The organism is Trujillonella endophytica (assembly GCF_900110555.1).
Taxonomy (GTDB): domain Bacteria; phylum Actinomycetota; class Actinomycetes; order Mycobacteriales; family Geodermatophilaceae; genus Trujillonella; species Trujillonella endophytica.
Window position 1 is genome coordinate 120,093 of the sequence record NZ_FOEE01000014.1, and the last position, 26,962, is coordinate 147,054.

General features: G+C 73.7%; 26 protein-coding genes. 21 read left to right on the plus strand and 5 right to left on the minus strand.

The window, feature by feature from the left end; genetic code table 11:
* The first annotated feature begins 28 nt into the window (after positions 1 to 28).
* Together BMY88_RS19280 and BMY88_RS19285 are read left to right on the plus strand one after the other, a co-directional pair.
* The gene (locus BMY88_RS19280) at positions 29 to 1,342 is read left to right on the plus strand and encodes a cytochrome P450 (protein ID WP_091947502.1); all 1,314 of its coding nucleotides are present in this window, start codon (positions 29 to 31) and stop codon (positions 1,340 to 1,342) included.
* A gap of 27 nt (positions 1,343 to 1,369) precedes the next feature.
* Positions 1,370 to 2,863, plus strand: coding sequence for an MFS transporter (locus tag BMY88_RS19285; protein WP_139220522.1), 1,494 nt, complete (start codon positions 1,370 to 1,372; stop codon positions 2,861 to 2,863).
* Here BMY88_RS19285 and BMY88_RS19290 read toward each other — a convergent pair.
* The gene (locus BMY88_RS19290) at positions 2,851 to 3,402 is read right to left on the minus strand and encodes a nuclear transport factor 2 family protein (protein WP_170861194.1); all 552 of its coding nucleotides are present in this window, start codon (positions 3,400 to 3,402) and stop codon (positions 2,851 to 2,853) included. The two genes, BMY88_RS19285 and BMY88_RS19290, sit on opposite strands and share 13 nt — an antisense overlap.
* A 169-nt stretch (positions 3,403 to 3,571) precedes the next feature.
* Here BMY88_RS19290 and BMY88_RS19295 point away from each other — a divergent pair, with 169 nt between their 5' ends.
* Positions 3,572 to 5,023, plus strand: coding sequence for an aldehyde dehydrogenase family protein (locus BMY88_RS19295; protein ID WP_091947510.1), 1,452 nt, complete (start codon positions 3,572 to 3,574; stop codon positions 5,021 to 5,023).
* An 89-nt stretch (positions 5,024 to 5,112) separates the two neighbouring features.
* Here BMY88_RS19295 and BMY88_RS19300 read toward each other — a convergent pair whose 3' ends face one another.
* Genes BMY88_RS19300 through BMY88_RS19310 form a run of 3 tightly spaced genes read right to left on the minus strand, consistent with a single transcriptional unit; the run spans position 5,113 to position 7,456 of the window.
* Complete coding sequence (locus BMY88_RS19300) at positions 5,113 to 5,880, minus strand: SDR family NAD(P)-dependent oxidoreductase (protein ID WP_091947511.1); 768 nt, start codon at positions 5,878 to 5,880, stop codon at positions 5,113 to 5,115.
* Positions 5,877 to 6,938 (minus strand): zinc-binding dehydrogenase, encoded by a 1,062-nt coding sequence (locus BMY88_RS19305; protein WP_091947515.1) that lies wholly within the window; start codon positions 6,936 to 6,938, stop codon positions 5,877 to 5,879. The genes BMY88_RS19300 and BMY88_RS19305 overlap by 4 nt, the downstream gene beginning before the upstream one ends.
* A gap of 5 nt (positions 6,939 to 6,943) precedes the next feature.
* Positions 6,944 to 7,456 (minus strand): nuclear transport factor 2 family protein, encoded by a 513-nt coding sequence (locus tag BMY88_RS19310; RefSeq protein ID WP_091947517.1) that lies wholly within the window; start codon positions 7,454 to 7,456, stop codon positions 6,944 to 6,946.
* A gap of 70 nt (positions 7,457 to 7,526) precedes the next feature.
* Here BMY88_RS19310 and BMY88_RS19315 point away from each other — a divergent pair, with 70 nt between their 5' ends.
* The 9 genes from BMY88_RS19315 to BMY88_RS19355 all read left to right on the plus strand — a co-directional run bounded on the left by BMY88_RS19315 (position 7,527) and on the right by BMY88_RS19355 (position 15,956).
* Positions 7,527 to 8,102 carry a TetR-like C-terminal domain-containing protein gene (locus BMY88_RS19315; protein WP_091947520.1) on the plus strand — a complete coding sequence of 192 codons (576 nt, stop codon included), beginning with the start codon at positions 7,527 to 7,529 and terminating at the stop codon, positions 8,100 to 8,102.
* A 43-nt stretch (positions 8,103 to 8,145) separates the two neighbouring features.
* A complete protein-coding gene (locus tag BMY88_RS19320) occupies positions 8,146 to 8,973 on the plus strand; it encodes a mycofactocin-coupled SDR family oxidoreductase (protein WP_091947523.1) in 828 nt (275 codons plus the stop codon).
* A complete protein-coding gene (locus tag BMY88_RS19325; RefSeq protein ID WP_091947526.1) occupies positions 8,973 to 9,485 on the plus strand; it encodes a nuclear transport factor 2 family protein in 513 nt (170 codons plus the stop codon). Before BMY88_RS19320 ends, BMY88_RS19325 begins: the two co-directional genes overlap by 1 nt.
* Positions 9,486 to 9,657: 172 nt before the next feature.
* A complete protein-coding gene (locus tag BMY88_RS19330; RefSeq protein ID WP_091947529.1) occupies positions 9,658 to 10,743 on the plus strand; it encodes an amidohydrolase family protein in 1,086 nt (361 codons plus the stop codon).
* 46 nt (positions 10,744 to 10,789) lie between these two features.
* A complete protein-coding gene (locus BMY88_RS19335) occupies positions 10,790 to 13,258 on the plus strand; it encodes a CaiB/BaiF CoA transferase family protein (RefSeq protein WP_091947532.1) in 2,469 nt (822 codons plus the stop codon).
* Between the two features lie 94 nt (positions 13,259 to 13,352).
* Positions 13,353 to 13,811 (plus strand): Zn-ribbon domain-containing OB-fold protein, encoded by a 459-nt coding sequence (locus BMY88_RS19340; protein ID WP_091947535.1) that lies wholly within the window; start codon positions 13,353 to 13,355, stop codon positions 13,809 to 13,811.
* Positions 13,808 to 14,959 carry a thiolase C-terminal domain-containing protein gene (locus tag BMY88_RS19345; protein WP_091947538.1) on the plus strand — a complete coding sequence of 384 codons (1,152 nt, stop codon included), beginning with the start codon at positions 13,808 to 13,810 and terminating at the stop codon, positions 14,957 to 14,959. Before BMY88_RS19340 ends, BMY88_RS19345 begins: the two co-directional genes overlap by 4 nt.
* 25 nt (positions 14,960 to 14,984) lie before the next feature.
* The gene (locus BMY88_RS19350; RefSeq protein WP_170861195.1) at positions 14,985 to 15,668 is read left to right on the plus strand and encodes a TetR/AcrR family transcriptional regulator; all 684 of its coding nucleotides are present in this window, start codon (positions 14,985 to 14,987) and stop codon (positions 15,666 to 15,668) included.
* Between the two features lie 60 nt (positions 15,669 to 15,728).
* Complete coding sequence (locus BMY88_RS19355) at positions 15,729 to 15,956, plus strand: hypothetical protein (RefSeq protein WP_091947544.1); 228 nt, start codon at positions 15,729 to 15,731, stop codon at positions 15,954 to 15,956.
* 24 nt (positions 15,957 to 15,980) lie between these two features.
* Here BMY88_RS19355 and BMY88_RS19360 read toward each other — a convergent pair whose 3' ends face one another.
* Positions 15,981 to 16,415 carry an ATP-binding protein gene (locus BMY88_RS19360; protein WP_091947547.1) on the minus strand — a complete coding sequence of 145 codons (435 nt, stop codon included), beginning with the start codon at positions 16,413 to 16,415 and terminating at the stop codon, positions 15,981 to 15,983.
* A 203-nt stretch (positions 16,416 to 16,618) separates the two neighbouring features.
* On the opposite strand from BMY88_RS19360, the gene BMY88_RS19365 reads away from it, so the two are divergent.
* The 9 genes from BMY88_RS19365 to BMY88_RS19405 all read left to right on the plus strand — a co-directional run bounded on the left by BMY88_RS19365 (position 16,619) and on the right by BMY88_RS19405 (position 26,707).
* Complete coding sequence (locus BMY88_RS19365) at positions 16,619 to 17,959, plus strand: ammonium transporter (protein ID WP_211435730.1); 1,341 nt, start codon at positions 16,619 to 16,621, stop codon at positions 17,957 to 17,959.
* 122 nt (positions 17,960 to 18,081) lie between these two features.
* Complete coding sequence (locus BMY88_RS19370) at positions 18,082 to 18,441, plus strand: cupin domain-containing protein (RefSeq protein ID WP_091947554.1); 360 nt, start codon at positions 18,082 to 18,084, stop codon at positions 18,439 to 18,441.
* Between the two features lie 5 nt (positions 18,442 to 18,446).
* On the plus strand, positions 18,447 to 18,959 hold the full coding sequence (locus tag BMY88_RS19375; protein ID WP_091947557.1) for a dimethylamine monooxygenase subunit DmmA family protein: 513 nt from the start codon (positions 18,447 to 18,449) through the stop codon (positions 18,957 to 18,959).
* Positions 18,956 to 19,936, plus strand: a complete 981-nt coding sequence (locus BMY88_RS19380; RefSeq protein ID WP_091947560.1) for a PDR/VanB family oxidoreductase — start codon at positions 18,956 to 18,958, stop codon at positions 19,934 to 19,936. The genes BMY88_RS19375 and BMY88_RS19380 overlap by 4 nt, the downstream gene beginning before the upstream one ends.
* On the plus strand, positions 19,933 to 20,910 hold the full coding sequence (locus tag BMY88_RS19385; protein WP_091947562.1) for a heme-dependent oxidative N-demethylase family protein: 978 nt from the start codon (positions 19,933 to 19,935) through the stop codon (positions 20,908 to 20,910). Before BMY88_RS19380 ends, BMY88_RS19385 begins: the two co-directional genes overlap by 4 nt.
* A 170-nt stretch (positions 20,911 to 21,080) precedes the next feature.
* Complete coding sequence (locus BMY88_RS19390; RefSeq protein WP_091947565.1) at positions 21,081 to 22,484, plus strand: cytochrome P450; 1,404 nt, start codon at positions 21,081 to 21,083, stop codon at positions 22,482 to 22,484.
* Between the two features lie 76 nt (positions 22,485 to 22,560).
* Positions 22,561 to 23,961, plus strand: a complete 1,401-nt coding sequence (locus BMY88_RS19395; protein WP_091947569.1) for a cytochrome P450 — start codon at positions 22,561 to 22,563, stop codon at positions 23,959 to 23,961.
* Between the two features lie 175 nt (positions 23,962 to 24,136).
* Positions 24,137 to 24,505, plus strand: a complete 369-nt coding sequence (locus BMY88_RS19400) for an STAS domain-containing protein (protein WP_091947572.1) — start codon at positions 24,137 to 24,139, stop codon at positions 24,503 to 24,505.
* A gap of 9 nt (positions 24,506 to 24,514) precedes the next feature.
* Entirely contained in the window at positions 24,515 to 26,707 is a 2,193-nt protein-coding gene (locus BMY88_RS19405; protein ID WP_091947574.1) for a SpoIIE family protein phosphatase, read from the plus strand.
* The last annotated feature ends 255 nt before the right edge of the window (positions 26,708 to 26,962 follow it).

Below are 26,962 nucleotides of genomic sequence, written 5' to 3' on the forward strand. Positions count from 1 at the left end.
CGAGACGACCTTCTGAGGAGCGGATGAGATGACGACGTCGGAGACCGCCGGGCCGTGCCCGGTGTCGACCCGGTCCCTCGAGGACGGCGCGGCGCCGCGGCCGGTCATCGACCTGGACGTGCACGGCGAGCGCTTCTCCGCGCAGAACTACGACATCTACCGCGAGCTCCTGCAGACGGCTCCGGTCGCGTGGGACCGGCGCAACGGCGGCTTCTGGATGCTCACCGGCTACCAGCCGGTCTTCGAGGCCACCAAGGACGACGACCTGTTCCTCTCCTCGCCCGGCACCGGCCTCCCCAGGGACGGCGCGGAGGGTGGCATGCCGGAGGGGACCGGTCCCATCCCGATCGAGATCGATCCGCCGCAGACCCAGCAGTACCGCAAGCCGGTGCTGGGGCTGCTGTCGCCGAAGTCGGTGTCGGCGATGGAGCCGGGGATCCGGGCGGCGGCCGACGAGTTGATCGACGCGTTCGTCGAGTCGGGCGAGGGGGACCTCGTCCAGCAGCTCAGCACGCCGCTGCCGGCGCTGATGGCGCTGCGCATCCTCGGCATGGACGAGAGCCGTTGGCCGCAGTTCGTGCACTGGATCCACACGATCATCCACGGCGACCGGGCCGAGGCCGGCGAGGCGCAGATCGCGCTCTTCGGCGAGGTGTCCCGGGCCCTGGAGGAGCGGGCGGCGCTGGCGGACAAGCCCGACGACGTCCTGACCGCGATCGTCACCTGCCAGGTCGACGGCCAGACGATCGGCTTCATGGAGCAGGTCCGCTACGTCTTCCTGGTGATGCTCGGCGGCATGGACACGACCAGCGGCCTGACGGGCAACAGCCTCGAGCGGATCGCCCGCGACCCGGCGCTGCGGCAGCGGCTGATCGAGCGCCGCGACCTGCTGGACCGCGCCACCGAGGAGTTCCTCCGGGTGGGGACGCCCACGCAGGGCCTGGCCCGCACGCTGTCGCGCGACGCGGAGTTCCACGGCCAGCAGATGAAGGCGGGGGAGCGGGTGATGCTCATGTGGGCCGCGGCCAACTACGACCCCGCCGAGTTCGACGACCCGCACACGGTCGACGTCGAGCGGTGGCCCAACCGGCACATGGCCTTCGGCGTCGGCATCCACCGCTGCCTGGGGTCCAACCTCGCGCGGACGATGTTCCAGGTCATGATCGACCGGGTCCTCGACCGGCTGCCGGACTTCGAGCTGACGGTCGACGAGGTGCCGCGCTTCGAGGACGCCGGCAACGTCTACGCGCCGACCAGCTTCCCCGTCCGCTTCACGCCCGGTCCGCGGGTCGGGCCGTCGGCCGGGCCGGCAGCCCCGGGCGTGCCCTCGACCGTGGAGTGAGGCTGCGGTCCCCACGATGATGGCCGGGTGAGGTCCCGACGGCGACGCGACCTGCCGCCGTTGGGGGCGGCCGCGTTCGTGCTCAGCCTGGTCATGCTCCTGGTGTCGATGACGCTCTCGAGCATGAACGTGGCGCTGCCCAGCGTGCAGGAGGACCTGGGGCTGTCGGAGGACTCCCTCCAGTGGGTGGTGACCAGCTACTCCCTGCCCTTCGGCGGCCTGCTGCTGCTGGGCGGCCGTGCCGGGGACCTGCTGGGCCGGCGCCGGGTCCTGCTGGCCGGCGTCGCCCTCTTCACCGGCGCCTCGCTGGCGACCGCCCTGGCCACGGGGCCGGCGTTCCTCTTCGCCGCCCGCGCGGTCCAGGGGGTCGGCGCCGCGCTGGCCGCGCCCAGCGCCCTGGCGCTGATCACCGAGCAGTACGCCGAGGGCTCGCCGCGCAACCGGGCCCTCGGGGTGTACGCGGGCGCGGCCAGCGCCGGCGCCGCGGTCGGGCTCGTCCTCGGCGGCGCGCTCACCGTGCTCAGCTGGCGGGCGACGGCGCTGTTGAACGTGCCGTTCGGCGTCCTCGTCTGCCTCCTGGCCCCGCGGCTGGTCGCGGAGACCGCGCGGCAGGGCCGCCGGCTCGACCTGACCGGGGCGGTGACCGGGACCCTGGGGCTCTCGGCGCTGGCGTTCGCGCTGTCCCAGGCCTCCCGGTACGGCTGGACGGACCGGCAGACGTGGGTCCCCGCCGTCGCGGCCGTCGTCCCGCTGGCGGGGTTCGGCGTGCGCGAGGTGCTCGCCCGCGAGCCCCTGTTGCCGCTGCGGCTGTTCCGCGACCGGTCGCGGGCCGGGGCCTACGCCACCACCCTGCTCGTGGTGGCCTACCAGGGCGTCAGCTTCCTGTTCCTGGCGCAGTACGTGCAGCGGGTGCTCGGCTACAGCCCGCTGGAGGCGGGACTGATCTACCTTCCGGCCACCCTGGCCAACACGTTCCTGCCGGTGGTCTGGGCGCGCCTGATGACCCGGTTCGGGGGCCGGGCGCTGGTCGTGGCCGGCGTGACCTGCTCGGCGATCGGTCTCGCGGGCCCGGCGCAGCTCGACACCGACACGCAGTACCTCACCGGACTGCTGCCCTTCATGGTCTTCACCGCGGCCGGCGCCGGGCTGACCTTCCTCCCGCTGACCCTCGTGGCGGTGCACGGCGTCGAGTCCCGGGACGTCGGCATCTCCTCGGGCGTGCTCAACGCCCTGCAGTCCGTGGGCGGCGCCCTGGGCATCGCCGCCGTCGTGTCGCTGGCGGCGGCGGTGACCACGGGCGAGCTGGGCGGGGCGCCGGCCGCGGGTGCGGAACTCGCGGCGGCGCTCGTCGCCGGGTACCGGACCGCGTTCTGGATCTGCTGCGGCCTGGCCGTCTGGGCGTTGCTGGTCGCGCTGCCCACGATCGGCCCCGTGGGACGCCGGCCGCGCGAGGCCGACGTCCCCGGCGCCGTCGTCGACCCCGCGCTGGTCCCGCCGCCGTCGGGCCGTCAGCCCTCGTAGGTCCAGGGGGTGCGCGGCTCCTGCGGGGGCAGCGGGTTGAGCGTGCCGCGGAACTCCTCGAGCGGCGCCGAGAAGCCGCCCTCGATCGTGGTCTTGCGGATCCGCCAGCCCTTCTCGGTGCGGACGAAGTCGTTGATGCGCTTGGACAGCGAGATCACCGGCTGGTTGTCGCGGTGCCAGAACATCCCGAGCATGTTGGAGTACTGCACCGCGGTGTCCCCGGAGACGACGACCTTGTCGGCGACGCTCGTCTGGAACACGTAGGGCAGCGGGCCGTCGTCGCCGTAGAAGTAGTGCCAGTACTGCGCGACCGCCTCGCGCCCGCGGGGGCCCTTGCCGGGCTCGTGCAGTTGCTGGACCTCGATCGTCGCGTCGTCGGTCAGGCAGTCGAGGGCCTCCATCCGGCCGGCCTGCAGGCCGTTGAACCCGCCGGTGCAGGCGTGGTGAAACTCGTAGAAGACCTCGGTGATCTCGCGGACGTCCTCGAGCTCCTGGAGCCGGGCGGCCAGGGCGGCGTACTGCGGGTCGGTGGTGGACACGGGGCTCCTCGGTGCGATGACTGAACGGTGTTCAGTACGCTAGGTCGGAACGCCCGGCACGGTCAATGGCAGCGGTGTCTTGTGGTCACTCGGAGCGTCCGGTAGACCGTTCACTACCTATCTTTGATCTGATGGGCGCGCACCCCGGCCCGTCGCACCTGGAGACCTCATGCCCCCCGCAGCCGTCGACCGCTCCGTCCTGCCCGAGCCCGGGTTCCTCATCGGCGCCGAGAAGATCACCACCCACGACGGGGAGGTGTACGAGCACCGCTACGCCGCCACCGGCGAGGTCACGTACGCCGTGCCGCTGGCCGGCCAGCAGGAGGTGGACGCCGCGGTCGCCGCCGCCCGCGCCGCACTCCCGGCCTGGAAGCGGATGCCCGGCAACGAGCGCCGGCGGCTGATGCTGGCGTTCGCCGCGGCCGTCCGGGCCAGCGAGCACCTCGCGCCGATCATCACGGTGGAGAACGCCTACCCGCTCGCGTTCACCCCGTACTTCACCAACTGGGTCGCCGAGCTCTTCGAGTTCAACGCGGGCTACGCGGACAAGATCGGCGGCGAGGTGGTCGCCACCTTCCCGGGGCCGGCGTTCGACTACACCCTCGACGAGCCCTACGGCGTGGTCGCGGTCATCGTGCCGTGGAACGGGCCGTTCGTCTCCTTCGGCCAGTGGCTCGCCCCGGCGCTCGCGGCCGGCAACACCATCGTGATCAAGCCCCCGGAGATGGCGCCCTACACGTGCCTGGCGCTGGCCGAGCTCGCGGTCGAGGTGGGCTTCCCGCCCGGCGTCATCAACGTCGTCCCCGGTGGGGCGGTGGCCGGGACGGCCCTCACCAGCCACCGCGACGTCAACAAGATCTGCTTCACCGGCAGCGGCGGCACGGCCAGCCGGATCGTCTCGGCCTCGGCGCCGAACCTGACCCCCACCGCCTTCGAGCTCGGTGGCAAGTCGGCGCGCATCGTCTTCGCCGACGCCGATCTCGACGAGGCCGCCCGGCGCACGCTGCTCGGCACCGGCCAGGCGTGCATCGCCGGCAGCCGGGTGCTGGTCGAGGCGCCCGTCTACGACCGGCTGGTGGAGATGTCGGCGGCACTGGCCGCCCAGGTCCCCATGGGCGACCCGTTCGACCCGGGCACGTTCGTCGGGCCCGTCATCAGCCAGGGCCACGCCGACCGGATCCTCGGCTTCGTCGACCGGGCGAAGGAGGCGGGCACCGGCCGCCTGGTCACCGGGGGTGAGCGACTCGGCGGCGAGCTGGCCGACGGCTACTTCCTCGCGCCGACGATCTTCGCCGACGTCGACAACTCGGCCGAGATCGCCCAGGAGGAGATCTTCGGGCCGGTCACCGCCTTCATGCGGTTCGAGACCGAGGAGGAGGCGGTGGCGATCGCCAACGACTCCGAGTACGGGCTCGCGGCGCACCTGGAGACCAACGACCTGCGCCGGGCGCACCGAATGGCGCGCGACCTGGACGCCGGCACCGTGTGGGTCAACGGCTTCGTCGACCTGCCGGTGGGCGCCCCGTTCGGAGGCGTGAAGCGCTCGGGCTACGGCCGTCAGGGCGGCATCTGGGGCATCAGGGAGTTCGTGCAGGCGAAGAACGTGTGGATGCCCCTCTGAGTCCGCGCGGGCGCCCGGCCTCTCCGAGTGTCGGGCGCCCGCGTACGGCCGGGCCGGGGCCCATGGGTGATGCGCGGCGGGACGGGCGGTCAGCGCAGGTAGGCGCTGCCGCCGTCGAGCGGGAGGGTGGCGCCGGTCAGGTAGGCAGAGTCCGGCCCGACGAGGAAGACGACGGCGCGGCCGATGTCCCGCTCCGGGTCGCCGATACGGCCGAGCGGGACCTGCGCCTCCACGGCGGAGGCGTGCTCGGGCTCGGCGGCGAACCACGCCTCGACGGCCTCGGTCCGGGCCAGCGGCATGATCGTGTTCACCCTGATCCCGTCGGCCGCCCACTCGGTGGCCGCGGCGCGGCTGAGTGCGTCGAGGGCGGACTTGACCATCGCGTAGGCGAACCGGTTGGGCGCCGAGCCGGCCTTGCTGATCCCGGACGAGACGTTGACGACCACGCCGCCGTCGCGCAGGTGCGGGTGGCAGCGGCGCATCAGCCGCCAGGTCGCCACCGGCCCCGCGGCCCAGGCCGCGTCCACCAGCTCCTCCGATGCCTCCAGGAGGGAGCCGTGCGGGACCAGCGCAGCGTTGTTCACCAGGACGTCGATGCCGCCGAACAGGCCGAGGGTCGCTGCGATGCAGGCGTCGACCTCCTCGCTGACGGTGATGTCGCAGACGGCAACCGCCGCGCGACCACCGCGGTCCTCGATCAACTGCCTGGTTCCCTCGAGCGTCGCTGCCGTCCGGCCGGCGACGACCACCGATGCGCCCTCGCCGGCGAGGGCCAGGGCGATGCCCCGGCCCACCCCGTTCCCCCCGCCGGTGACCAGAGCGGTGCGCCCCTCCAGGATGCCCGTGCCGATCGTCATCGGGTCGGCACGACGATGATGCGCGCCGGGCCGTCGGCGTCCCTGGCGTCGTCGAGCGCCGCCGGGACCTCGTCCAGCCCTACGGAGTGACCGACCATCGGCGTGACGTCGTAGCTGCCGTCGCACACCGCCTCGAAGGCCTGATCCCAGTGCTCGGGCGAGGGGCCGCCGCCGAACTGGATGTTGATGCCCTTCCGCTTGGCGGTCAGCGTGTGCAGGTGCTCCCCCGCGGGAGGGCCGCCCATGGAGAACACGCGGGTGCCGCGCTCGGCGCCCATGATGACGCCGTCGAGCACGCCGGGGAGACCGACGCACTCGAAGACGACGGAGCCGGGGAGGCCGGCGGCCGCCACGAGGTCCCGTGCGCCGTCGGGCGAGCCCGTCGCGACGTCCCGCCATGCCGCGTAGGGCGAGACCTCCGCCGGGTCGACCAGGACGTCGGCACCCATGGCCCGGGCCGTCTCCCGCCGTGCGGCGTTGAAGTCCACGGCGACGACGGGGCCGACGCCGAGCCGCTTCAGCGTGCCGATCGTGGACAGGCCGATCGCGCCGCAGCCGATGACCATCGGCACCTCCCGGGGGGTGACCTGCGCCCGGGTGGCAGCGGACCAGCCGACCGAGATGGCGTCGGCGACCGAGACCAGCTCCGCGGGCAGCTCCGAGCGGACGACGCGCGCCATCGGCTCGCTCAGCAGGAAGTACTCGCCGAAGCCGCCGGGCGTCTCCGGATTCTGACCGATGATCTTCACCCCGGTGGCGGTGAAGAGGATGGGCAGCGAGCTCACCCGCGTGCCCACCGGGATCCGGCGCTCGGTCCGCGGGCCGTGGTCGACGACCTCGGCGACGTACTCGTGACCCATGACGATGTCGACGTCGGTGTCGTAGGTCGACATCCCGCTGTCGTCGTCGGCGCCGGCCTCGGGGTGATCCATGAAGTGCAGGTCCGAGGCGCAGATGCCGCACGCCAGCGACCGGACGAGCAGCTGGCCGGGGCCGGGGGTGGGGTCAGCGATCGTGCGGGTCTCGACGACGCCGTTACGGAGCACCGCAGCGCGCATCGTCGTCAGCCTCCCGTCGAGGCGATGCCGGCGAACAGGGCCCGGGCCTCGTCGGCGCCGTCGAGGTTGCGGTTGACCCGCTTCACGGTGCGCCACCGGCCGTCGACCCGCCGGAGCGTCCATTCGTTGGCGGACAGCCGGGCCACCCAGAACCGGTCGTTCCCCGCGTCCCAACGGAGGTTGAGGGCGTGGTTCCACGCGCGGGCGGTGTCCCCGTCGACCTCGACGTGCGGAGGCGTCAGCACGTGAGCCATCCCTGCCCGGATCATCTCCTGGTGCCCGCCGCCGATCATCCCCGCGATCGGCCCGTGCCCGACCCACCTGCCGAAGGGTTGCGCCTCGTAGACGCCGTCCTCGGCCCAGATCCCGGCGACGGCACCGGCGTCACCGAGATCGGCGGCCGGCCCGTACCGGGCGACGAGTTGGGTGATGGCCAGTACGTCCTCCATGCGCTGCAGGCGGGCCGCCAGCGCCGCCACGTCGAGGTCCGTCGTCGTCTCTTCGTCGCAGGTGTGCATCGGAACCCTTCACCGGGGGAGCTGTCTCCGTTACGGTGCAACCTGAATCGAAAAGGGTCAAGGGGGTCGGATGAGCGAGGCCGCGCGGGGGCGACCGCGGGATGCGCGCATCGACGAGGCGGTCCTGGCCGCCACCCGGGACCTGCTCGCGACCGAGGGCTTCGTCGGGACGACCGTCCAGGCGGTGGCTCGTGCGGCCGGTGTCGGGGCCTCGGCCATCTACCGGCGCTGGCCCTCGCGGCTGGAGCTCATCGCCACGGCGATCGGTCAGGACCTGGACCGCTTGGACGTCCGCCCCACGGGGGACCTCCGCGCCGACGTCCGGGCCTTCGTCGGCGGGTACCTCGAGCTGTTCGACTCGCCGGTCGCGCGGGCCGGCCTGCCGGGGATCCTCGCGGCGTCCCGCGGTGAGGGCGACGAGGTGCGGGGGCTCACCCGGCGCGTCGGCCAGGGCGTGCGGCCGGCGTTCCGCGCGGTCCTCGCCGCCGCGCCGCCCGGGTCGGTCGATCCCGCGGTCGACCCGGACACGGTGTTCGACGTGCTGATCGGCGCCGCCCTCTACCGCTCCTTCATCCATCCCTTCACCGGCCGCCGCGGCGGGGCCGACGACGTCACCGACCTCCTGCTCCGGGCGCTACGGCCCTGACGCGGGACCACCACCGAACGGCACCAGGACGAGGAGAACGCGCATGTCGGGACGCATGGAGGGCAAGGTCGCCCTCGTCACCGGGGCCGCCCGCGGGCAGGGGCGGGCCCACGCGGTCCGGCTCGCGCAGGAGGGCGCCGACGTCATCGCCGTCGACGTCTGCGCCGGCTTCGACAACACCCAGTACCCCGCGGCGACGAAGGCCGACCTCGACGAGACGGTCCGGCAGGTCGAGGCGCTCGACCGGCGCATCGTCGCGCACGTCGCGGACATCCGGGACCTCGCCGGGCTGACCGCCGCGGTGGAGTCCGGCGTGGCCGAGCTCGGCCACCTCGACGTCGTCGTCGCCAACGCCGCGATCGTCGTCGTCGCCCCCTACGACCAGGTCACCCCGGCGATCTGGCAGGAGGTGATCGACGTCAACCTCACCGGGACCTGGAACACGGTGATGGCCGCCGTCCCGCACCTCGTCGCCGCCGGCGGGGGCTCGATCGTGCTGGTCAGCTCGGTCGCCGGCCTCAAGGGCCTGCCCTTCCTGGTGCCCTACGTCGCGGCCAAGCACGGCGTCGTCGGGCTCATGCGCGGATTCGCGACCGAGCTCGCCAAGCACCGCATCCGGGTCAACACCCTGCACCCGACGGCCACCGACACCCCGATGAACCACATGGAGTCCCCGGAGGGCGCGGCGCATCCCATCGAGGCGGACCCGAAGGTCGCCCCGATGCTGTGGAACCACCTGCTCGACCTCGGGCCGGTGGGGATGGTCGACCCGGTCGACCAGTCGAACGGCGTGCTGTTCCTCGCCTCCGACGAGTCCCGGTTCGTCACCGGCGTGACGCTCCCGGTCGACGCAGGCTGCAGCGCCTTCTGATGGCCGCTCCCATCGAGGCCGACCTCGCCCGCCTGCTCGCCGAGCGCGCGATCGAGCGGCAGCTCTCCGCCTACTGCCGGGCGATGGACCGGTGCGACGCCGACCTCGGCCGGTCCGTCTTCGCGCCGGACGCCGAGGCCGACTACGGCGACATGTACCGCGGCACCGGCCCGGGCTTCGTGGACTTCGCGCTCGCCGCGCACGCCGCCATGGACGCCCACGTCCACCGCATCGGCAACGTCTCGGTCGTCGTCGACGGGGACACGGCGGGCAGCGAGTGCTACGTCGACGCCCGGTTCCGGGTCCCGTCTCCCGACGGCCCGCTGGAGATCGTGTCGAGCGGGCGGTACGTCGACCGGTGGGCCGGGCGGGACGGCGTCTGGGTGATCACCTCGCGGCGCTATCTGCACGGCATCGACAGCATGCGGCCGCTGGAGAACGGCATGTTCGCCACGGGCGGCTCGCGGGACGCGTCCGACCCCTCCTACGAGGTGCTGGTGCCGCCCGGCTGAGGCGCTGCCGCCGGAACGGGCCGGCCGGCGGGTTGCACCGAGGCAGGTGTGGGCCAGGTCTCGCCACGGCGCTCCATAGTGGTTACTATGCGAGTGTGCGCTCCGACGTCGGTCGGGCGCCGCCGAGCGCCGGAGGGACCCGTTGCGGCGCACCCCAGACAGGAGACCGCCCATGACCGAGCGACTCATCTCCGCCGACTCGCACGTCCGCGTCTCGCACGACCAGATCAAGTCGTTCATGCCGGCGAGGTACCACGCGGTCTACGACGAGGCGGCCTCCGAGCACGAGAACCGGATGAAGTCCGGGGCCGGCGCGGCCAACCAGGCCGGCGCCAGGCCCAAGGACAAGGCGAGCACCGCGAACTCGGCCTTCTCGCGGCCGAGCTACTTCGACCCCGCCGAGCGGCTGAAGGACATGGACACCGACGGCGTGGACGTCGAGGTCCTCTACAGCGAGGTCAGCGCCTTCCGGTACCTCAGCAAGATCAAGGACGGCGGCGTCGGGCCGGCGCTGCGGGCGTTCAACGACTGCATCCACGCCTTCGCCGACGTCGACCCCAAGCGCCTGGTCATGAGCTACCAGGTGCCGATCCACGACATCGAGCTGGCGATGTCGGAGGTGGAGCGGGTCGTCGGCATGGGGGCGAGGTCGCTGCAGCTGCCGGTCTTCCCGAGCGAGCTCGGGCAGCTCGACTACTACCACGACCGCTACGCGCCGCTGCTGTCCCTGATCCAGGAGACCGGGCTGCCGATCGCCCTGCACATCGGCCTCAAGACGACGCTGAGCGAGCTCGCCGACCGCGACCCCACGCCGCAGAAGGGGATCATGGTCTCGATGACCCCGCTGATGACGGCGGAGTCCTTCGGCATGTGGACCATGACCGGCCTGCTGGAGCGGTACCCGGACCTCAAGCTCGTCTTCGTCGAGCCCGGCATCGCGTGGGTGGCCTGGTACATGGAGATGGTCGACGACATGGTGACCCGCCAGGGCTACTCCTACCCCGGCACGACCATGCTGCCGAGCGAGTACATGCGCCGGAACATGTCCTTCACCTTCATCGACGAGAAGCTCGGCCTGGAGCGGATGCGCGACTACATCGGGGTGGAGAACCTCATGTGGTCCACCGACTTCCCGCACCCGGTGACGAGTTGGCCGAACTCGCGCGCGGTCGTCGAGGAGCAGTTCGCCGGGGTGCCGCAGGCCGAGCGGGAGCTGATGCTCTCCGGCAACGCGATGCGCACCTGGGGTCTCTCGTAGTCCCGCCGGTCCGGCACCCACCCACTCCGACCGGAGGTACGCCGCGATGGCGATCCACGAGGGCCTCATGGTCCTGGACCTGTCCTGGGGCATCAGCGGCCCCATGACCACGATGCTGCTGGCCGATCAGGGGGCGGACGTCACCCGGATCGAGCGGCCCGGCGGCGACCCGTTCGGTGAGCCGTCCGGCTACCGGGTCTGGCACCGCGGCAAGCGCAGCGCCGTGCTCGACCTCACCGAGCCCGCCGACCACGAGCGGTTCCTCGCCCTGGCCCGCCGGGCGGACGTCCTGGTGGAGAGCTTCTCGCCGGGAACGACGGAGCGCCTCGGCATCGACTTCGACACGCTGGCGGCGCTCAACCCGCGACTCGTGTACTGCTCGATCACCGGCTACGGCGCCACCGGCCCCGATGCCGACCGGCCGGGTATCGGCGCGCTGGTCGCGGCCCGCACCGGGCACCAGTACGAGGTGCGCGGAACCCTCGGCGGCACGATCAGCCGGCTGTCGGGCCGGGAGGGCATGCTGCCCGGCGTCGAGCAGCCCGACGGCGTCTGGGTGGGCCCGGACCGGGACGGTCCGCTGTTCAGCGGGACCCCGTGGGTGGACCTCGGGGCCTTCTACGTCGCGAGCATCGGGATCACCGCCGCGCTGCGGGCCCGTCAGGTCACCGGCCGGGGACAGCGGGTGGACGCGTCCCTGCTCGACGGCGTGCTGCTGACCTCCGTCGGCGCCTGGGTGCAGGTCGACGACCCCGACGTCGAGAACTTCCTCACCTGGATCCCGGACCCGCGGACCCCGCGCGGATTCTTCCGCGGCTCGGACGGGCGCTGGCTGCACAACTGGGTGCCGCTCCCGGAGTTCGTGATCAACGCCGACGCGGCGGACATGCAGCCGCTGCCCTCGGTGCCCAGCCCGAAGAAGGCGTCGTACCGGGTCTCGCCCGCGCCGCACGACATGGTCGTGCTCTTCCACTTCCACCAGCAGATGGTCGAGGCGATGGGCCGGCACCCGGTCGAGGACTGGGTGCGCGTGGCGGCACAGGTCGGCACCCCGCTCCAGCCGGTGCGCTCGCCCGAGGAGGCGCTGCTGGACCCGCTGCTGGTCGAGGACGGCTGCGTCGTCGACGTGCCCGACCCCGAGCACGGCGCCGTCCGGCAGGTCGGCCGCGTGATCGACCTGGAACGGCACCCGCAGCGGGCGCCCACCCCGGCGCCGGCCCGCGGTCAGCACACCGCCGAGGTGCGCGCGGAGGCCGACCGGCTCCTGGCCGACGGCACGCCGGCCCCGGCGGTCCCGGCCGGCCGACCGCTGTCCGCGCCGCTCGAGGGCATCACGGTGCTCGACCTGGGCGTCGCCGTCGCCGGCCCCTTCGGCGCCCAGGTGCTGGCGCAGCTGGGCGCCCGGGTGATCAAGGTGAACTCGCTGACCGAGAAGTTCTGGTACTCCAACCACATCGCGCAGATGTGCAACCGGGACAAGGAGTCGATCGCCCTCGACCTCAAGGACCCGGCCGGTCTCGCCGTGCTCAAGCGGCTCGTCGAGCAGGCCGACGTCGTCCAGCACAACATGCGCTACGCCGCCGCCGAGCGGCTCGGCATCGACTACGAGTCGCTGCGCGCGATCAACCCGCGGCTCGTCTACTGCCACACGATCGGCCACGAGCAGGGCCCGCGGGAGCAGAACCCGGGCAACGACCAGACCGGGGCGGCGCTCGGCGGTACCTCGTGGCTCGACGGCGGGCTGGACGACGGCGGCCGGCCCATCTGGTCCAACACGTCCCTGGGCGACACCGGCAACGGCCTGCTGTCGGCGCTCGGGATCATGCAGGCGCTGATGGACCGCGAGCGCACCGGCGAGGGCCAGTTCGTCCGGACGTCGATCCTGTACGCCCACCTCCTGCACACCTCGACGGCGTGGGTCACGCCCGACGGCGCGGCCCGCGGCGACCGGCAGCGGCCCGACGCCGAGCAGTACGGCTGGTCCGCCCTCTACCGGCTCTACCGGACGGCCGACGACTGGATCTGCCTGGCCGCGCTCGACGACGCCTCGTGGCCTGCGCTCTGCGGGGCACTGGAACGGCCCGACCTCGCCACGGACCCGCGGTTCGCCACCCGTGCGGGGCGTGCCGCCGACGACGCCGTCCTGGTCGAGCTGCTCGAGGCCTCCTTCCGGACGCGCACCTCGGCGGAGTGGTTCGCCGCGCTGGACTCCGCCGGGGTGCCCTGCGAGGTGCCGGACCTGCACTTCGCCGACCGGCTGTTCTCCGGGGAGGACCCGCGCGGCCCGGAGCTGCTCTCGCCGGCCTTCCCGCACCGCGCCGTCGGGCACACCCGGGCGGCCGGCTTGCTGTTCCGGCTGTCGGACACCCCGGGGGTGCTGAGGAACGGCCCGGTGTGGCCGGGGGAGCACTCGCGGCTGGTCCTGGGCAGCGCCGGGTACGGCGCCGAGGAGATCGACAAGCTCATCGCCTCCGGCGTCGTCGACGACACCGCACTGCCGGAGGGCGCGCAGTGACCGCGCCGACGGGGACCCCGCCGGTCGAGCGGACGCGAGAGGCCCGCCGGCGGGTCGTCCTGGCCCAGCTGGAGCGCCCGGCACGGAGGCACTCATGACACAGGACCTGCAGCCCGCGACCGGCGCCGGGGGAGGGGAGCGGGCCACATCGGGGCCCGTGCGACCGGCGCCGCTGCGCACCGACGAGAGCGAGGGCTTCTGGGCGGCCGCCGCGGAGGGGCGGCTGGCGATCCAGCGCTGCGACGCGTGCGGCCGCTGGCAGCACCCGCCCCGTGCGATGTGCCCGGCCTGCCACTCGGTCGCGCAGAGCTTCGTCGACGTCGCCGGGACCGGCGAGGTCTACAGCTGGTCGCTGTTGCACCATCCCCGGCACCCGTCGTTCGAGTACCCGGTCGTGGCCGTGCTCGTGACCCTCGACGAGGGGCCGCGGGTGCTGTCGAACCTGGTCGGGGTGGCGCCCTCCGACGTCCGCATCGGGCTGCCGGTGGAGGCCACCTCCGCGCCCACCGCCGAGGGCGACGTCCCCGTGTTCCGGATCCGGGAGGCGTCGTGATCGGGTCCACGTCGATCGTGGGGGTCGGCGCGACCGAGTTCTCCAAGGACGCCGGGCGCAGCGAGACCCGGCTGGCGGCCGAGGCGATCGTGGCCGCCCTCGCGGACGCGGGCCTCACCACCGACGACGTCGACGGGCTGGTCAGCTTCACCGTCGATCCCGTCGAGGAGACCGAGCTGGTGCGTTCGCTCGGGATCCCGGCGGTCCGCTGGTCCAGCCGGATCCCCTACGGCGGGGGCGGGAGCCAGGGGATGTTCCAGCACGCCGCGGCGGCCGTGCTCTCCGGTGCCGCGAGGACGGTGGTGGTCTACCGGGCCTGCCGGTCCCGGTCCGGGAAGCGCTTCGGGCGGGCCCGCGTCGCACCCGAGCCGGTCAGCGGCCACTCGGGCACCACCGCGATGCAGTGGGCCACCCCGTACGGCGTGCTGACACCCGCCTCGTGGATGTCGTTCGAGTCCACCCGCTACATGCACGAGACCGGCACGACCAGCGCCGACTTCGGCCGCGCCGTCGTCCAGTTCCGTGCCTACGCGGCCACCAACCCGGCCGCGTACTTCCACGGCCGCCCGATCACCCTGGACGACCACCAGAACTCGCGGTGGATCGCCGAACCGGCGATCCGGCTGTTCGACTGCTGCCAGGAGACCGACGGCGCGGTCGCGATGGTCGTCACCTCGACGGACCGCGCGGCCGACACCCCCGCCCCCGTGGAGATCGCCGCCGCCGGTTCCCTCGGCCTGTTCGAGGAGGAGGTCGCGAGCAACCACTACCGCCCCGACCTCTCCCGCTTCGACGGGGCCGCCGAGCTGGGGGAGAGCCTGTTCCGTACCGCCGGCATCGAGCGGGCCGACGTCGACGTCGCGATGATCTACGACGCCTTCACCCCGATGTTCTTCCTCCAGCTCGAGGCACTGGGGTTCTGCGGCTACGGGGAGGCGAAGGACTTCGTCGCGGACGGGAACCTGGGGCCCACCGGCGCCCTGCCGTGCAACACCAACGGCGGGCTCATCGGCGAGGCCTACATCCACGGGATGAACCTGACTCTCGAGGCGGTGCGCCAGCTCCGCGGCCGGTCGCCCAACCAGCTCGCCGATCCGCACGTGGCCCTCGTGAGTGCGGGCCGGACCGGCGTCGTGCTCCGGAGGTGATCAGCGGGCCGTACCCTCGGCGACCGTGACCGCGAGCCAGGGACCGAGCCCGTCCCGGTCGCGCGGAGGCGAGACCAACGCCCGCTCGGACCAGCCGGCGCGGGCGGCCGTGGTCGAGGCGGCCATCCAGTGCATCCTCGAGCGCGGCCTCTACCGGGCCAGCTCGAACGCCATCGCCGAGCGGGCCGGGGTGACCTGGGGCGCCATCCAGCACCACTTCGGCTCCCGCGAGGCGCTGATGCTCGCGGTGCTCGAGGAGGGCAACGACCGCCTCCGCCGGCTGCTGGCCGCCGCGGAGATCGGCGGCGGGACGGTCGAGGAGCGGGTGGCGGCCTACCTCGGTGTGCTCGACGCGTACTACGGCTCCCGGGAGTACCTGGCCTTCATGCAGGTGCTGCTCACCCTTGCCCACGACCCCCGCACCAGCGAGCAGACCCTGGCGACGATGCAGCGGATCACCGGTTCCGTCGACGCGGACCTGCACCGGCTGGCCGGCGAGGTGCTGGCCGGCACGGGGGCCGACGAGGCCACCCTGGGCCCGCTGCTGTTCCACGCCCTGCGCGGGATGGCGATGAGCCACGTCATGATCAGCGCCAACCCGCCGGCGTACGGAGCCGGCCGGGCCGCCGAGTTCGCCACCCAGAACGAGTTGCTCGTGCAGGCCATCGGGCTCCTTCTGGCCCCCCGGACTGGACGTTTCGAAAGTTAGTCACCTATCTTGTGATCTGCCGTACACGAGTGGGCGCGGCGGGCATTCGAGGAGGACCGCGTGCAGGCAACGGACGGGACGACGTCGACCGGCGAGGGCACACTGCGCAGCGGTGTGGACCCCGAGCGCCGGCGTCAGGCGTGGCGGCGCATCGTCACCCGCCAGCTGGCCTGCCTCTGCGCCCGCGCCCAGGGGTCGGACCCGGCCGCGCGTGACGCCGCGGCCCGGGCGGCCCGGCTGGCCGCGCTGCTCGAGCGCGACGAGAACGGCGCGCTCTACGCCCGCTGATCGCGCTGGCGCGCCGTCCGGCCGCTAGTCGCGGTCGAGCAGCCGCAGCGACGGGCGGCCGGAGATCAGCTTCTCCAGCGTGACCCGGTGGCGGCCGTCGGGGTCGTGCCGGAAGTCCAGCCGGTCCACGAGGGCCTGCATCAGCAGCAGGCCGGTGCCGCCCTCCGCCCGGTCGAGCCCGGTCGCGGTGTTCGGCGCGGCCCGGGGGTCGAGTCCCTTGCCGTCGTCCCACACGGTGATCCGGCACCGCCGGTCGTCGATGGCCACGCCGACCTCGTAGTGCGCGTGCCCGCCGCTGTGCTGGACGACGTTGGCGCACGCCTCGGTCAGGGCCAGCGCGATCTCGTCGACCACGGGTCCGTCGATCTCGAGGTGATCGAGCGCCTGGCGGGTGAGCCCCCGGACGAACGGGACGCTGTCGGTGTCGACCGGCAGGGTCACCGTGAATGCGATGTCCATGCCGCCCCCTCCGTCGTCCCCCGGTCCGCGACCCCAGCCTGCCAGGTGCGCGGGGCGACCGCGCGCCCGCCCCGCCGCCCGGCGCCCGGTGCCCGGTGTTGGCGCCCGTCATCCGAACGTCACGCGGGATGACCGCTCCGGCAACAGTTCCGCCGTCTACTGCCGCACGACAGCGACCACTCCCAGTAGACGAAGGACCCTGCGTGGACGTCGGCAGCACTGCATTCATCCTCGCGGCCACCATGGCCGTCGCGCTCATGATCCCGGGCCTGGCGCTGTTCTACGGCGGCATGGTCGGCTCGCGGTCGATCCTCAACATGATCATGATGGTCTTCGGGGCCGTCGCGGTCGTCGGAGTCCTCTGGACCCTCTTCGGGTTCTCGATGGTCTTCGGCGACTCCTACGGCGGCGCGGGCCTGCTCGGCAACGCCACCGAGTACCTCGGCCTCGGCGACCTGCTCGCCGGCGACGAGACCGCCGCGCTGCCCCCGGCGCTGGTCGCCGTCTTCCAGGCGCTGTTCGCGGTCATCACGACCGCGCTGATCGCCGGCGCGGTCGCCGACCGGGTGCGCTTCGGGCCGTGGCTGCTGTTCGCCGGCCTGTGGGCCGCGCTCGTCTACTTCCCGGTCGCCCACTGGGTGTTCGCGTTCGACTCCGCCGACGGCAGCACGCTGGGCGGCTGGATCGCCAACGACCTGGCCGCCGTCGACTTCGCCGGTGGCACCGCGGTGCACATCAACGCCGGCATCGGTGCGCTGGCCGTCGTCCTCGTCGTCGGCAAGCGGGTGGGCTGGCCCCGCCAGGCGCGGCCCAACAACCTGCCGATGGTCGCGCTCGGCGCCGGGATCCTCTGGTTCGGCTGGTTCGGCTTCAACGGCGGTTCCGCACTCGCCGCGGGCAACAGCGCCTCGGTGGTCATGCTGACCACGTTCAACGCCACCTGCGCCGCGATCCTCGCCTGGCTGCTGGTGGAGAAGCTGCGGGACGGTCACGCGACCACGCTCGGCGGCATGTCCGGTGCGATCGCCGGTCTCGTCGCGATCACGCCGTCCTGCGGTGCGGTCAGCCCGCTCGGCGCCCTGGCCATCGGCGCCGTCGCCGGCGCGATCTGCCCGCTGGCCATCGCCCTGAAGTACCGCTTCGGCTACGACGACGCGCTCGACGTCGTCGCCGTGCACCTGGTCGGCGGCATCATCGGCACCCTGCTCGTCGGGGTGTTCGGCACCGCGGAGGCCCCCAGCGGCCAGGACGGGCTGCTCTACGGCGGGGGCCTCGGGCTCCTCGGCAAGCAGGCGGTCGCGGCCGGCTCCGTGATGGCCTACTCGTTCGTCGTCACGCTGCTCATCGCCCTGGCGATCCAGAAGACGATCGGCCTGCGGCTGCCGGAGGCCGACGAGGTCCGGGGGGTGGACCTCACCGAGCACGCCGAGGTCGCCTACGACCTCGAGGGCAAGGCGCACACCCCGGGCGCGGGCCCCACGCCCGACGCGGTCATCGCCTCGGCCGAGCGCCTCACCGCCACGGCCGCACCCACCGGAGGCTGACCCCGTACGCGGAGGAGGTCCGCCGGCGGCGCGCCGACGGACCTCCTCCGCCCGGGTCGAACGAGCTCTGCCGGTGCCGCAGCGGCGGCACCGGCACCGAACCGGCGAGGAGAGAGAGCGGGATGACGACGAGCGTGGCACGGATCGGGCACGTCACCGGGGGGTCCGAGGGGCTGCCGAGCATGGAGGTCGACGGCGTCCGGGCGTTCATCGGCGACACCTTCGCGAATCCCGGCGGCGCCGAGATCTGCGGCGGGTTCTTCGAGCTCCTCGCCGGGGAGCCGCTGGACTACGACTACACCTACGACGAGATGAAGGTCGTCGTCGAGGGCGAGTTCCACCTGACCGACCTCGACACCGGGCAGCGGGTCGTGGCACGCCCCAAGGACGTCCTGTTCTTCCCGAAGGGCTCGCGCATCCGCTTCGAGACGCCGGACCGGGCGCTGGGCTTCTACACCGGCCACCGCGCCTTCGCGCCCTGACCCGCGTGGGCGCCGCGCACACCAGCGTTCCGCGGTGGCCGGCCGCCGTTCCGGCGGTCGACCCCGTCGCGCGCCGGCTGGCGCTGCTGGGCCTGGGCGCCCGGGGGGCGGCGCACGTCCAGCGGTGGCGCGCCGCGGTGCGGCCGGGGGTCCCGGTGTGGGCGCACACCGCGGCCCGCGCCGACGACGCCACGCTGCAGCTGCTCGCGGCCGAGGTCGGGGGAGCCCGCGTCGGCTGGCGGCTGCTGCTCGCCGGCCCCGAGGTCGACGTCCTCGCCGCCCGCGCCGTCGCCACCGGGCTGGGCGCGCTGGACTCCGAGATCGGGGTGGCGGTCACCAGCACCCGGCGCCGCCGGGTCTGGTGCGCGCACTGCCGCGACACCACCGAGACGACGCAGCCGGTGTCGGGCGAGGTCCGCTGCCGGGGGTGCGGCCGGCGGCTGCACGTCTACGCGCACGTCTCCCGCCGGCGGGGTGCCCACCTCGGGTTCCAGGTCGACGCCGAGGAGCTCCCGTGACCGCGGTCCTGCCGGCGCCGGCCGCGACGGGAGCGGGGGAGCAGGCGCGGCTGGTGCTCGAGGTCTCCGCCGTCGCCGACGCCGCGCCGGGCATCCGCACGCTGACCCTGCGCCGCCCCGGCGGCGGGCTGCTGCCGGGACACCCGCCCGGCAGCCACCTCGTGCTCGACTGCGGCGGGCGGCGCAACGCCTACTCCCTCACCGGCGACGGGATGCCCGCCGCCGAGTACCGGATCTCGGTGCTGCTGTGTCCCGACGGCGCCGGTGGCTCGGCCGCGGTGCACCGCTGGCGGGCCGGCGACCGGGTGACGGCCACCGGGCCGCGCAGCGCCTTCGCGCCGGTGTCCACGGCCCGGCACGCGGTGCTGGTCGCCGGGGGCATCGGCATCACGCCGCTGCTGTCGCACGCCCGCGCCGCCGTCCGGTGGGGCAGGTCCTTCGAGCTGCTCTACGGGCACCGCCCGGGTGCCGGAGCGCACCTGGCCGAGCTGCACGCGCTGTGCGGCGACCGGCTCGGCGTGCACGAGGACACCGCGGAGCTGCTCGCCCGGATCGGGTCGGTGCTCGCCGACCGCCCGCTGGGCACCCACGTGCACGTGTGCGGCCCGGCACCGCTCATCGCGTTCGTCGAGGACACCGCCGGCGCCCTCGGCTGGCCGGCCGACCGGGTGCACGCCGAGCGGTTCTCGGCCGCCGACCTCGACCCGGGGGAGCCGTTCGTGGCGCGGCTGGCCCGCAGCGGCCTCCGGGTGCCGGTGCCGGCGGGGACCAGCCTGCTCGCCGCACTGGAGGCCGCGGGGGTCGCCGTCCCGAGCATGTGCCGGCAGGGCGTGTGCGGCGAGTGCCGGCTCCCGGTGACCGCGGGCCGGCCGCTGCACCGCGACCTCTACCTCGCAGAGCCCGAGCGCGCCGCCGGGGACGCGGTCATGGCCTGCGTCTCGCGCTGCGCCGACGACGAACTGGAGCTCGACCTGTGACCGCCGTCCTCCTCCCCGAGCGGACCACCCGCTTCCCGTTCCCCTTCGCCGCCGACAGCTACCGGTACTCGACCAACGTCGAGCCGGCCCGCCGGGTGGCGGCGACCGAGGCCGGCACCTGGGGAGCCGGCGTCCTGGACGTCGACGGCGAGTACGCGACCGAGCTGGCCCTGCGCCGCGAGGTGCTGGCCGCCGACCCGACCCGGTGCCAGCAGTTGCCGCACATGCGCGTCGCCGCGTGGGACGCGCTGACCACCCTGCTGCCGGAACTCGCCGCCACCCTGCCCGGCGTCACCGCGCTGCGCGTCCGCGGCGACCGGTGGAGCTGGCGCAACGACCTGACCGCCACCTCGACGTCGTTCACGGTGGGGGACGACGACTCCCTCCCCGGCGGGCCGCTCGCCCTGCTGGGCAGCCAGATCCAGGAGGACGTCGTCCTGCTCGACCAGCGCGAGGGGTCCCTGTGGGCCGATGCCGGGCTGGTCACCTTCGCCGCCGACTGGTCGATGGGCTTCGACGTCGGCATGCGCTTCCTCGAGGTGCACGGACCGGTGCCGCGGGTGCACGAGGCCGGCGTCGTCCAGCGCGCCGAGCAGTTCCTCATGCGCCTGCAGCCGGGGCAGGAGTACCGGCGCACCAACTGGACGATGACCGTCGACCGCCGGCTGGACACCTCCACCGAGACCTATCCGGTGTGGGCGCGCGACCGCCGGCTGGTCGTCGACGACCCGGCCCTGCCCGATCGCCTGCACCTGCGGGTCGAGGTGCAGCACCTGATCCGCCTGGGGGTCTCGAACGCGGTCTGCTTCCTCATCCGGACGTACCTGCTCTCGCTGCGGGAGCTCGCCGCGGTGCCGGCCTGGCGGCGCCGGCTGGGGGTGGTGCTGGCGGAGCTGCCGGAGGACGTGGCCGAGTACAAGGGGCTGTCCCGGTTCCGTGGCGCCGCCGTCGACTGGTTGCGCGCCGCGGACTGAGTGCCCCGGCGGCGGAGCGGGGCGGCCTCCGGGCGACGCCCCGCGGTCGGGCTTTGCGGTTGACGTTTCGATCGATACTCTTTCATCGAAGTGTGGGAGCGGTCACGGGAGGTCCCGGGCCGCGCGGCGTCCGGACTCGGGTGGTCGCCACCGATCGAGGAGGAGCATTCGTGAGCGTCGACGAAGCAAGCGCAGCAGCGCCGAAGGACCGCGCGCCTGCGGTGATCGAGCTCGACCGGCACGGCGACGAGTACCGGACGGACTTCGTCCGCTGGTCCGACGACCTGCACGCGCGCGCCCCGATCGCGTTCAACGACACCCACGGCGGCTACTGGTTCGTCTCGGGCAACCAGGAGCTGTTCGACACCGCCCGGCGCGCCGACGTGCTGTCCAACGACAGCGACCCGCACGGTGACCGGAAGGGCTACCAGGGCATCACCATCCCGGGCCTGGACCCCGAGCAGGCCAAGGCGCAGTCCGGCCCTCCCGGGTCCCTCGGCGGCAACTTCCTGATGCTCGACCCGCCCGTGCAGCGGCACTACCGCAACGCGCTCAACGCGTACCTGTCGCCGGCGGCGGTGGCGCGGTGGCAGCCGGTGCTCGACGAGATCACCCGCGCCGCGCTCGACGAGGTGATCGAGACCGGCCGGATCGACTTCGTCGACGACCTGGCCAACATCGTCCCCGCCGTGCTGACCATGGCGATGCTGGGCTTCCCGATCGACGACTACGAGACCTACGTCGAGCCCATCCACGCGCAGGTCTACACCAAGCCGGGCACGCCGGAGATGGACCGCGTGGTCGAGGGGCTGATCGAGATGGCCGGCCGGACGTTCGGCTACATCGCCGACATCCGCGCCAACCCCCGGCCCGGCCTGGTCGACGCCCTGATCAAGGCCGACATCACCGGGCGCAAGCCCGAGGACTTCGACGTGTTCGGCGCCGTGTCCCTGCTGATCGGCGGCGGCTTCGACACGACGACGGCGCTGACGGCGCACTCGCTGGAGTGGCTGTCCGAGCACCCCGACCAGCGGGAGCGACTGATCCGCGACTGGGAGGAGCTGCGCGACAGCGCGACCGAGGAGTTCCTCCGCTTCTACACCCCGGCGCCCGGCGACGGCCGCACGATCGCGATGGACGCCGAGATCCACGGCGTGCAGTTCAAGGAGGGCGAGCGCCTCTGGCTGTCCTGGGCGATGGCCAACCGCGACGCGACCGTCTTCGAGGACCCGCACGAGATCAAGCTCGACCGCAAGGGCAACCGGCACGCGTCCTTCGGCCTCGGCGTGCACCGGTGCATCGGCTCCAACGTCGCCCGCGCCACCTTCAAGACCATGCTCAAGGCGGTCCTGGACCGGATGCCGGACTTCGTCTGCGACCCCGCGGGCGCGGTGCACTACGACACCGTCGGCGTCATCAACGGCCTCAAGCACCTGCCGGCCACCTTCACCCCGGGCAAGCGCCTCGGCCCGGGCCTGGCGGAGACCATCGCCACGCTGCAGGCGGTCGTCGACGAGCAGCGCCTCGCCGAGCCCGTCACCGCGCGCAAGGACACCGCCGGCACCCCCAGCTGAATCCGTCGGGTCGCCGTCCCGCAGCGACGGCGACCCATCCCGCCCCACCGAACCCCCACGATCGGGAGACCTCCGCATGACCGTCGATGACTCCGTCCGCCCCACGGACGACCGCAGCGCACTCCGGATCGAGCTCGACCGGCACGGCGACCAGTACCGGCTCGAGTTCGAGCGGCTCGCCGACGAGTTCCACGCGACCAAGCCCATCGCCTGGAACGACACCCACGGCGGCTACTGGTTCGTCTCGGGCAACCAGGAGCTGTTCGACACCGCCCGCCGCGCGGACGTCCTGTCCAACGACGACGACCCGTACAACGAGCGCAAGGGCTACCGGGGCATCTCCATCCCGTCGCCGGCGATCGAGGTCCGCCAGCGGATGGCCGGCGGACCCGGCAGCCTCGGCGGCCAGTTCCTCGGCATGGACCCGCCCGCGCAGCGGCACTACCGCAACGCCCTGAACCCCTACCTGTCGCCGGCGGCGGTCGCGCGGTGGCAGCCGGTGATCGACGAGATCACCCGCGCGGCGCTGGACGAGGTGATCGAGACCGGTCGGATCGACTTCGTCGACGACCTGGCCAACGTCGTCCCCGCGGTGCTGACCATGGCGATGCTGGGCTTCCCGATGAACGACTACGAGACCTACGTCGAGCCGATCCACGCGGCCGTCTACACCAAGCCGGGCACGCCGGAGATGGAGCGCATCAACGAGCAGCAGATGGTCATGGGGATGCGGTCGTTCGGCTACATCGCCGACATCCGCGCCAACCCCCGGCCCGGCCTGGTCAACGCCCTGATCAACGCCGACATCACCGGGCGCAAGCCCGAGGACATGGACATCCTCGGCACCGTCGGCCTGCTGCTCGGCGGCGGCTTCGACACCACCACGGCGCTGACGGCGCACTCGCTGGAGTGGCTGTCGGAGCACCCCGACCAGCGCGCCCGGCTGATCGCCGAGTGGGAGGAGCTTCGCGACAGCGCGACCGAGGAGTTCCTCCGCTTCTACACGCCGGCCCCCGGCGACGGGCGGACCGTGGCGATGGACGCCGAGATCCACGGCGTGCAGTTCAAGGAGGGCGACCGGCTCTGGCTGTCGTGGGCGATGGCCAACCGCGACGCGACCGTCTTCGAGGACCCGCACGAGATCAAGCTGGACCGCAAGGGCAACCGGCACGCGTCCTTCGGCCTGGGCGTGCACCGCTGCATCGGCTCCAACGTCGCTCGCGCCACCTTCAAGACCATGCTCAAGGCGGTCCTGGACCGGATGCCGGACTTCGTCTGCGACCCCGACGGCGCCGTGCACTACGACACGGTCGGCGTCATCAACGGTCTCAAGCACCTGCCGGCCACGTTCACCCCGGGCAAGCGCCTCGGCGCCGGCATCGAGGAGACGGTCGACCGCCTGCAGAAGGTCGTCGACGAGCAGCGCCTCGCCGAGCCGGTGACGGTCAAGCGGGAGACCGCCACCATCACCGAGTAGGCACGCAGCACCGACCGGGCCCGCGGGCACTCGCCTGCGGGCCCGGCTCGTTCCCGAGGCTCGACGGGGCACCACCCGCGAGGGGCGCCGCGGGCGACGCATACGGTGTGGTCAGGTGTCGAGCGGCCTGTGAGCAAACAGAGGCGGCCCGCAGAGCGGCGGAAGGCTGGGAGTCGTGCAGTTCGAGGTCCAGCACCTCACCGTCGACGGGCGTCCGACGCTGCGGGTCCGGGGTGAGCTCGACATCGCGACCTCCCCGCAGTTCGGCGACGCGGTGGCCGACGCGCTCGCGTCCGGGGCCCGGTCGCTCGTCGTGGACCTGAGCGAGACCACCTTCCTCGACTCCACCGGCGCCCGGCAGCTCGCCCGCACCGCGCGGCACACCGCGGACGTCGGCGTCGGGCTGCAGGTCGTCTGCCCGGCCGGCAACCGCCCGGTGCGCCTGGTCATCGACCTGCTCGACCTGCACCTGGCCGTGCCGATCGTGGAGCGGGCCGATCGCGCCGACGGGGGCTCGGGCTCGGGCTCGGGCTCGGGCTCCTAGGCTTCCGCGGTGACCCCGGCCGGGCGCACCCTCGCCGACGCCCTCGCGCGCTGCGCGGACGAGCCGATCGCCGTCCCCGGCGCGATCCAGCCGCACGGCGCGCTGCTGGCCGTCACCGAGCCCGACCTCGCCGTCGTCGTCGCCTCGGCGAATGCAGGGGCCCTGTTCGGGGCGGAGCCGGCCGGGCGCACCCTGGCCGACCTGCTGGGCCCGGCCGAGCTGGACCGGCTCCGGACCGGGCTGGCGGGCGACCTCGCCGAGCTGAACCCCCTCCGGCTGGACCTGCCCGGCGGCGCCGTCGACCTGGTGGCGCACCGCGCCGACGGGCTGCTGATCACCGAGTGGGAACCGCTGGCGGGGGCGGCCGAGGCGGGGCCTGCCTGGCACCGCCGGCTGCCCGCGGTGCTGCAGCGGCTCTCGGGTGCCGGTGGCCTGGCGGCGCTCACCGGCGTGCTCGCCCGTGACGTCCGGGACCTCACCGGCTTCGACCGGGTGATGGTGTACCGCTTCGACCGCGACTGGAACGGGGAGGTGGTCGCCGAGGACCGGCGCGCGGACCTCGAGCCGTTCCTGGGCCTGTGGTTCCCGGCCGCCGACATCCCCGCCCAGGCCCGGGCGCTGTACGCCACCCAGTGGCTGCGGCTGATCCCCGACGCCGGCTACGCCCGGGTGCCGCTGGAGCCGGCGATCGTGCCGGGCACCGGGCGGTCGTTGGATCTCTCGGACGCCGGGCTGCGCAGCGTCTCGCCGGTGCACCTGGAGTACCTGGCCAACATGGGCGTGGTCGCCTCGATGTCGGTGTCGCTGATCGACCGCGGCCGGCTCTGGGGGCTCATCGCCTGCCACCACTACGCCGGTCCGCGCCGCCCCTCCGCCGCCGACCGGGTGGCCGCCGAGTTCCTCGGCCGCACCGCCTCGCTGCTCCTGCACACCGCGGTCGACGCGGGCGAGACCCACGACGTCGTCGGCGTCGCCCAGCGCTCCGCGGACCTCGTCGCCGCCGTCGGGCGCGCGGGCCGCACCCCGCTGCCGGCGCTGACCGACGGCGGGGACGCCGGGCGGCCCACCGTGCTGGACCTGCTGCCCGCCGGCGGCGCCGCGGTGCGGCTGGACGGGCGGCTGCGGCTGCTGGGCGCGACGCCGCCGGCGGAGCGGGTCGGTCCGCTGGTGGAGGGGCTGCTGGCCGCGGGGACACCGGTCACCGACGCGCTGCCCCGGGCGCTTCCCGGGGCCGCCGACCTGGCGGGCACCGCCGCCGGGGTGCTCGCGGTCGGCCTCGGGGCCGGGGACTTCCTCGCCTGGTTCCGGCCGGAGACCCCGCGCGAGGTGACGTGGGGCGGCAATCCGCACGAGAAGGAGATCGCCCCGGGCGGCCGGCTGTCGCCGCGGCGGTCGTTCGAGGCGTGGACGGAGGTCGTGCGCGGCACCGCCCGGCCCTGGCGGGCGCACGAGGTCGCCGCCGCGCGGGCGCTGGGGGAGCAGGTCGCCGTCGTCGGGCGGGCGCGCGCCGAGCAGGACAACCGGATGGCCGCCGTCCTGCAGCGGACCCTGCTGCTCGACGCGCTGCCGAAGGTGCCCGGCGTCGACCTCGCGGCCCGCTACCTGCCCAGCGCGGACGATGTCGTCGGCGGCGACTGGTACGACCTGGTGCCGCTGCCCAGCGGCCGGGTGTCGCTGGTGCTCGGTGACGTCGCCGGGCACGGGCTGGGCGCGGCGGCGGTCACCGCGCAGGTGCGGCACGCCCTGCGCGCGATGCTGCTGCGCGACCTCGGGCCCGGGGCCGCGCTGGGGGAGCTGAACCGGCTGCTCACCACCCTGCTGCCGGGGGAGATGGCGACCGCGGTCGTCGCGGAGCTGGACCCGGCGTCGGGCGCGGTGGCGGTGGCCCGCGCCGGCCACCTGCCGGTGCTCTCCACGGCGACCGGGTTCCTGACGGCCGGGCGGGGCCCGGCGCTCGGCCTGGTGGACGCCGCCACCTACGCCGAGACGCGCCTGCAGTTGGCCGGGGAGGAGCGGCTGCTGCTGTTCAGCGACGGGCTGGTCGAGCGCCGCGGCGAGGCGGTGGACGCCGGGCTGGCCGCGCTGCGGTCGGCGGCGGAGCGGGGCGGGCGGGACGTGTCGGCCCTGCTCGACGTCGTCCTCGCCGCCCTCGACCCGCCGGGTACGGACGACGTCACGCTGCTGGGCCTCGGCCGCCTGTGACGGAGTGCCGGAGCGCAGGTTTCCTGCGTGTTGAGTCCGAGGACATCTGTCAGTCCTGAAGTCTCATGACATGTGTCGCTTGATCATCACAACGCCGATGAGGTGGTGTGGGGAAGCGAGCGCCAGTCATGAAGCTGCTGGATGCGACGTTGCAGGTCGGCGTGCCGATCGAGAACGTCGCGGAGTGGTGCCGGGTCAACGGGGTCGAGCCGCGGACGTTCTACCGGCATCGGGCGCGGGTGGCCGCCGAGGGCG

What these genes read in the sequence shown, in the direction of transcription:
- BMY88_RS19335 (WP_091947532.1), top strand. Translation starts at nt 10,790, where the DNA reads ATGGCGATCCACGAGGGCCTCATGGTCCTGGACCTGTCCTGGGGCATC.
- BMY88_RS19340 (WP_091947535.1), top strand. Translation starts at nt 13,353, where the DNA reads ATGACACAGGACCTGCAGCCCGCGACCGGCGCCGGGGGAGGGGAGCGG.
- BMY88_RS19330 (WP_091947529.1), top strand. Translation starts at nt 9,658, where the DNA reads ATGACCGAGCGACTCATCTCCGCCGACTCGCACGTCCGCGTCTCGCAC.
- BMY88_RS19280 (WP_091947502.1), top strand. Translation starts at nt 29, where the DNA reads ATGACGACGTCGGAGACCGCCGGGCCGTGCCCGGTGTCGACCCGGTCC.
- BMY88_RS19315 (WP_091947520.1), top strand. Translation starts at nt 7,527, where the DNA reads ATGAGCGAGGCCGCGCGGGGGCGACCGCGGGATGCGCGCATCGACGAG.
- BMY88_RS19360 (WP_091947547.1), bottom strand. Translation starts at nt 16,415, where the DNA reads ATGGACATCGCATTCACGGTGACCCTGCCGGTCGACACCGACAGCGTC.
- BMY88_RS19395 (WP_091947569.1), top strand. Translation starts at nt 22,561, where the DNA reads ATGACCGTCGATGACTCCGTCCGCCCCACGGACGACCGCAGCGCACTC.
- BMY88_RS19320 (WP_091947523.1), top strand. Translation starts at nt 8,146, where the DNA reads ATGTCGGGACGCATGGAGGGCAAGGTCGCCCTCGTCACCGGGGCCGCC.
- BMY88_RS19305 (WP_091947515.1), bottom strand. Translation starts at nt 6,938, where the DNA reads ATGCGCGCTGCGGTGCTCCGTAACGGCGTCGTCGAGACCCGCACGATC.
- BMY88_RS19300 (WP_091947511.1), bottom strand. Translation starts at nt 5,880, where the DNA reads ATGACGATCGGCACGGGCATCCTGGAGGGGCGCACCGCTCTGGTCACC.
- BMY88_RS19295 (WP_091947510.1), top strand. Translation starts at nt 3,572, where the DNA reads ATGCCCCCCGCAGCCGTCGACCGCTCCGTCCTGCCCGAGCCCGGGTTC.
- BMY88_RS19310 (WP_091947517.1), bottom strand. Translation starts at nt 7,456, where the DNA reads ATGCACACCTGCGACGAAGAGACGACGACGGACCTCGACGTGGCGGCG.
- BMY88_RS19370 (WP_091947554.1), top strand. Translation starts at nt 18,082, where the DNA reads ATGACGACGAGCGTGGCACGGATCGGGCACGTCACCGGGGGGTCCGAG.
- BMY88_RS19325 (WP_091947526.1), top strand. Translation starts at nt 8,973, where the DNA reads ATGGCCGCTCCCATCGAGGCCGACCTCGCCCGCCTGCTCGCCGAGCGC.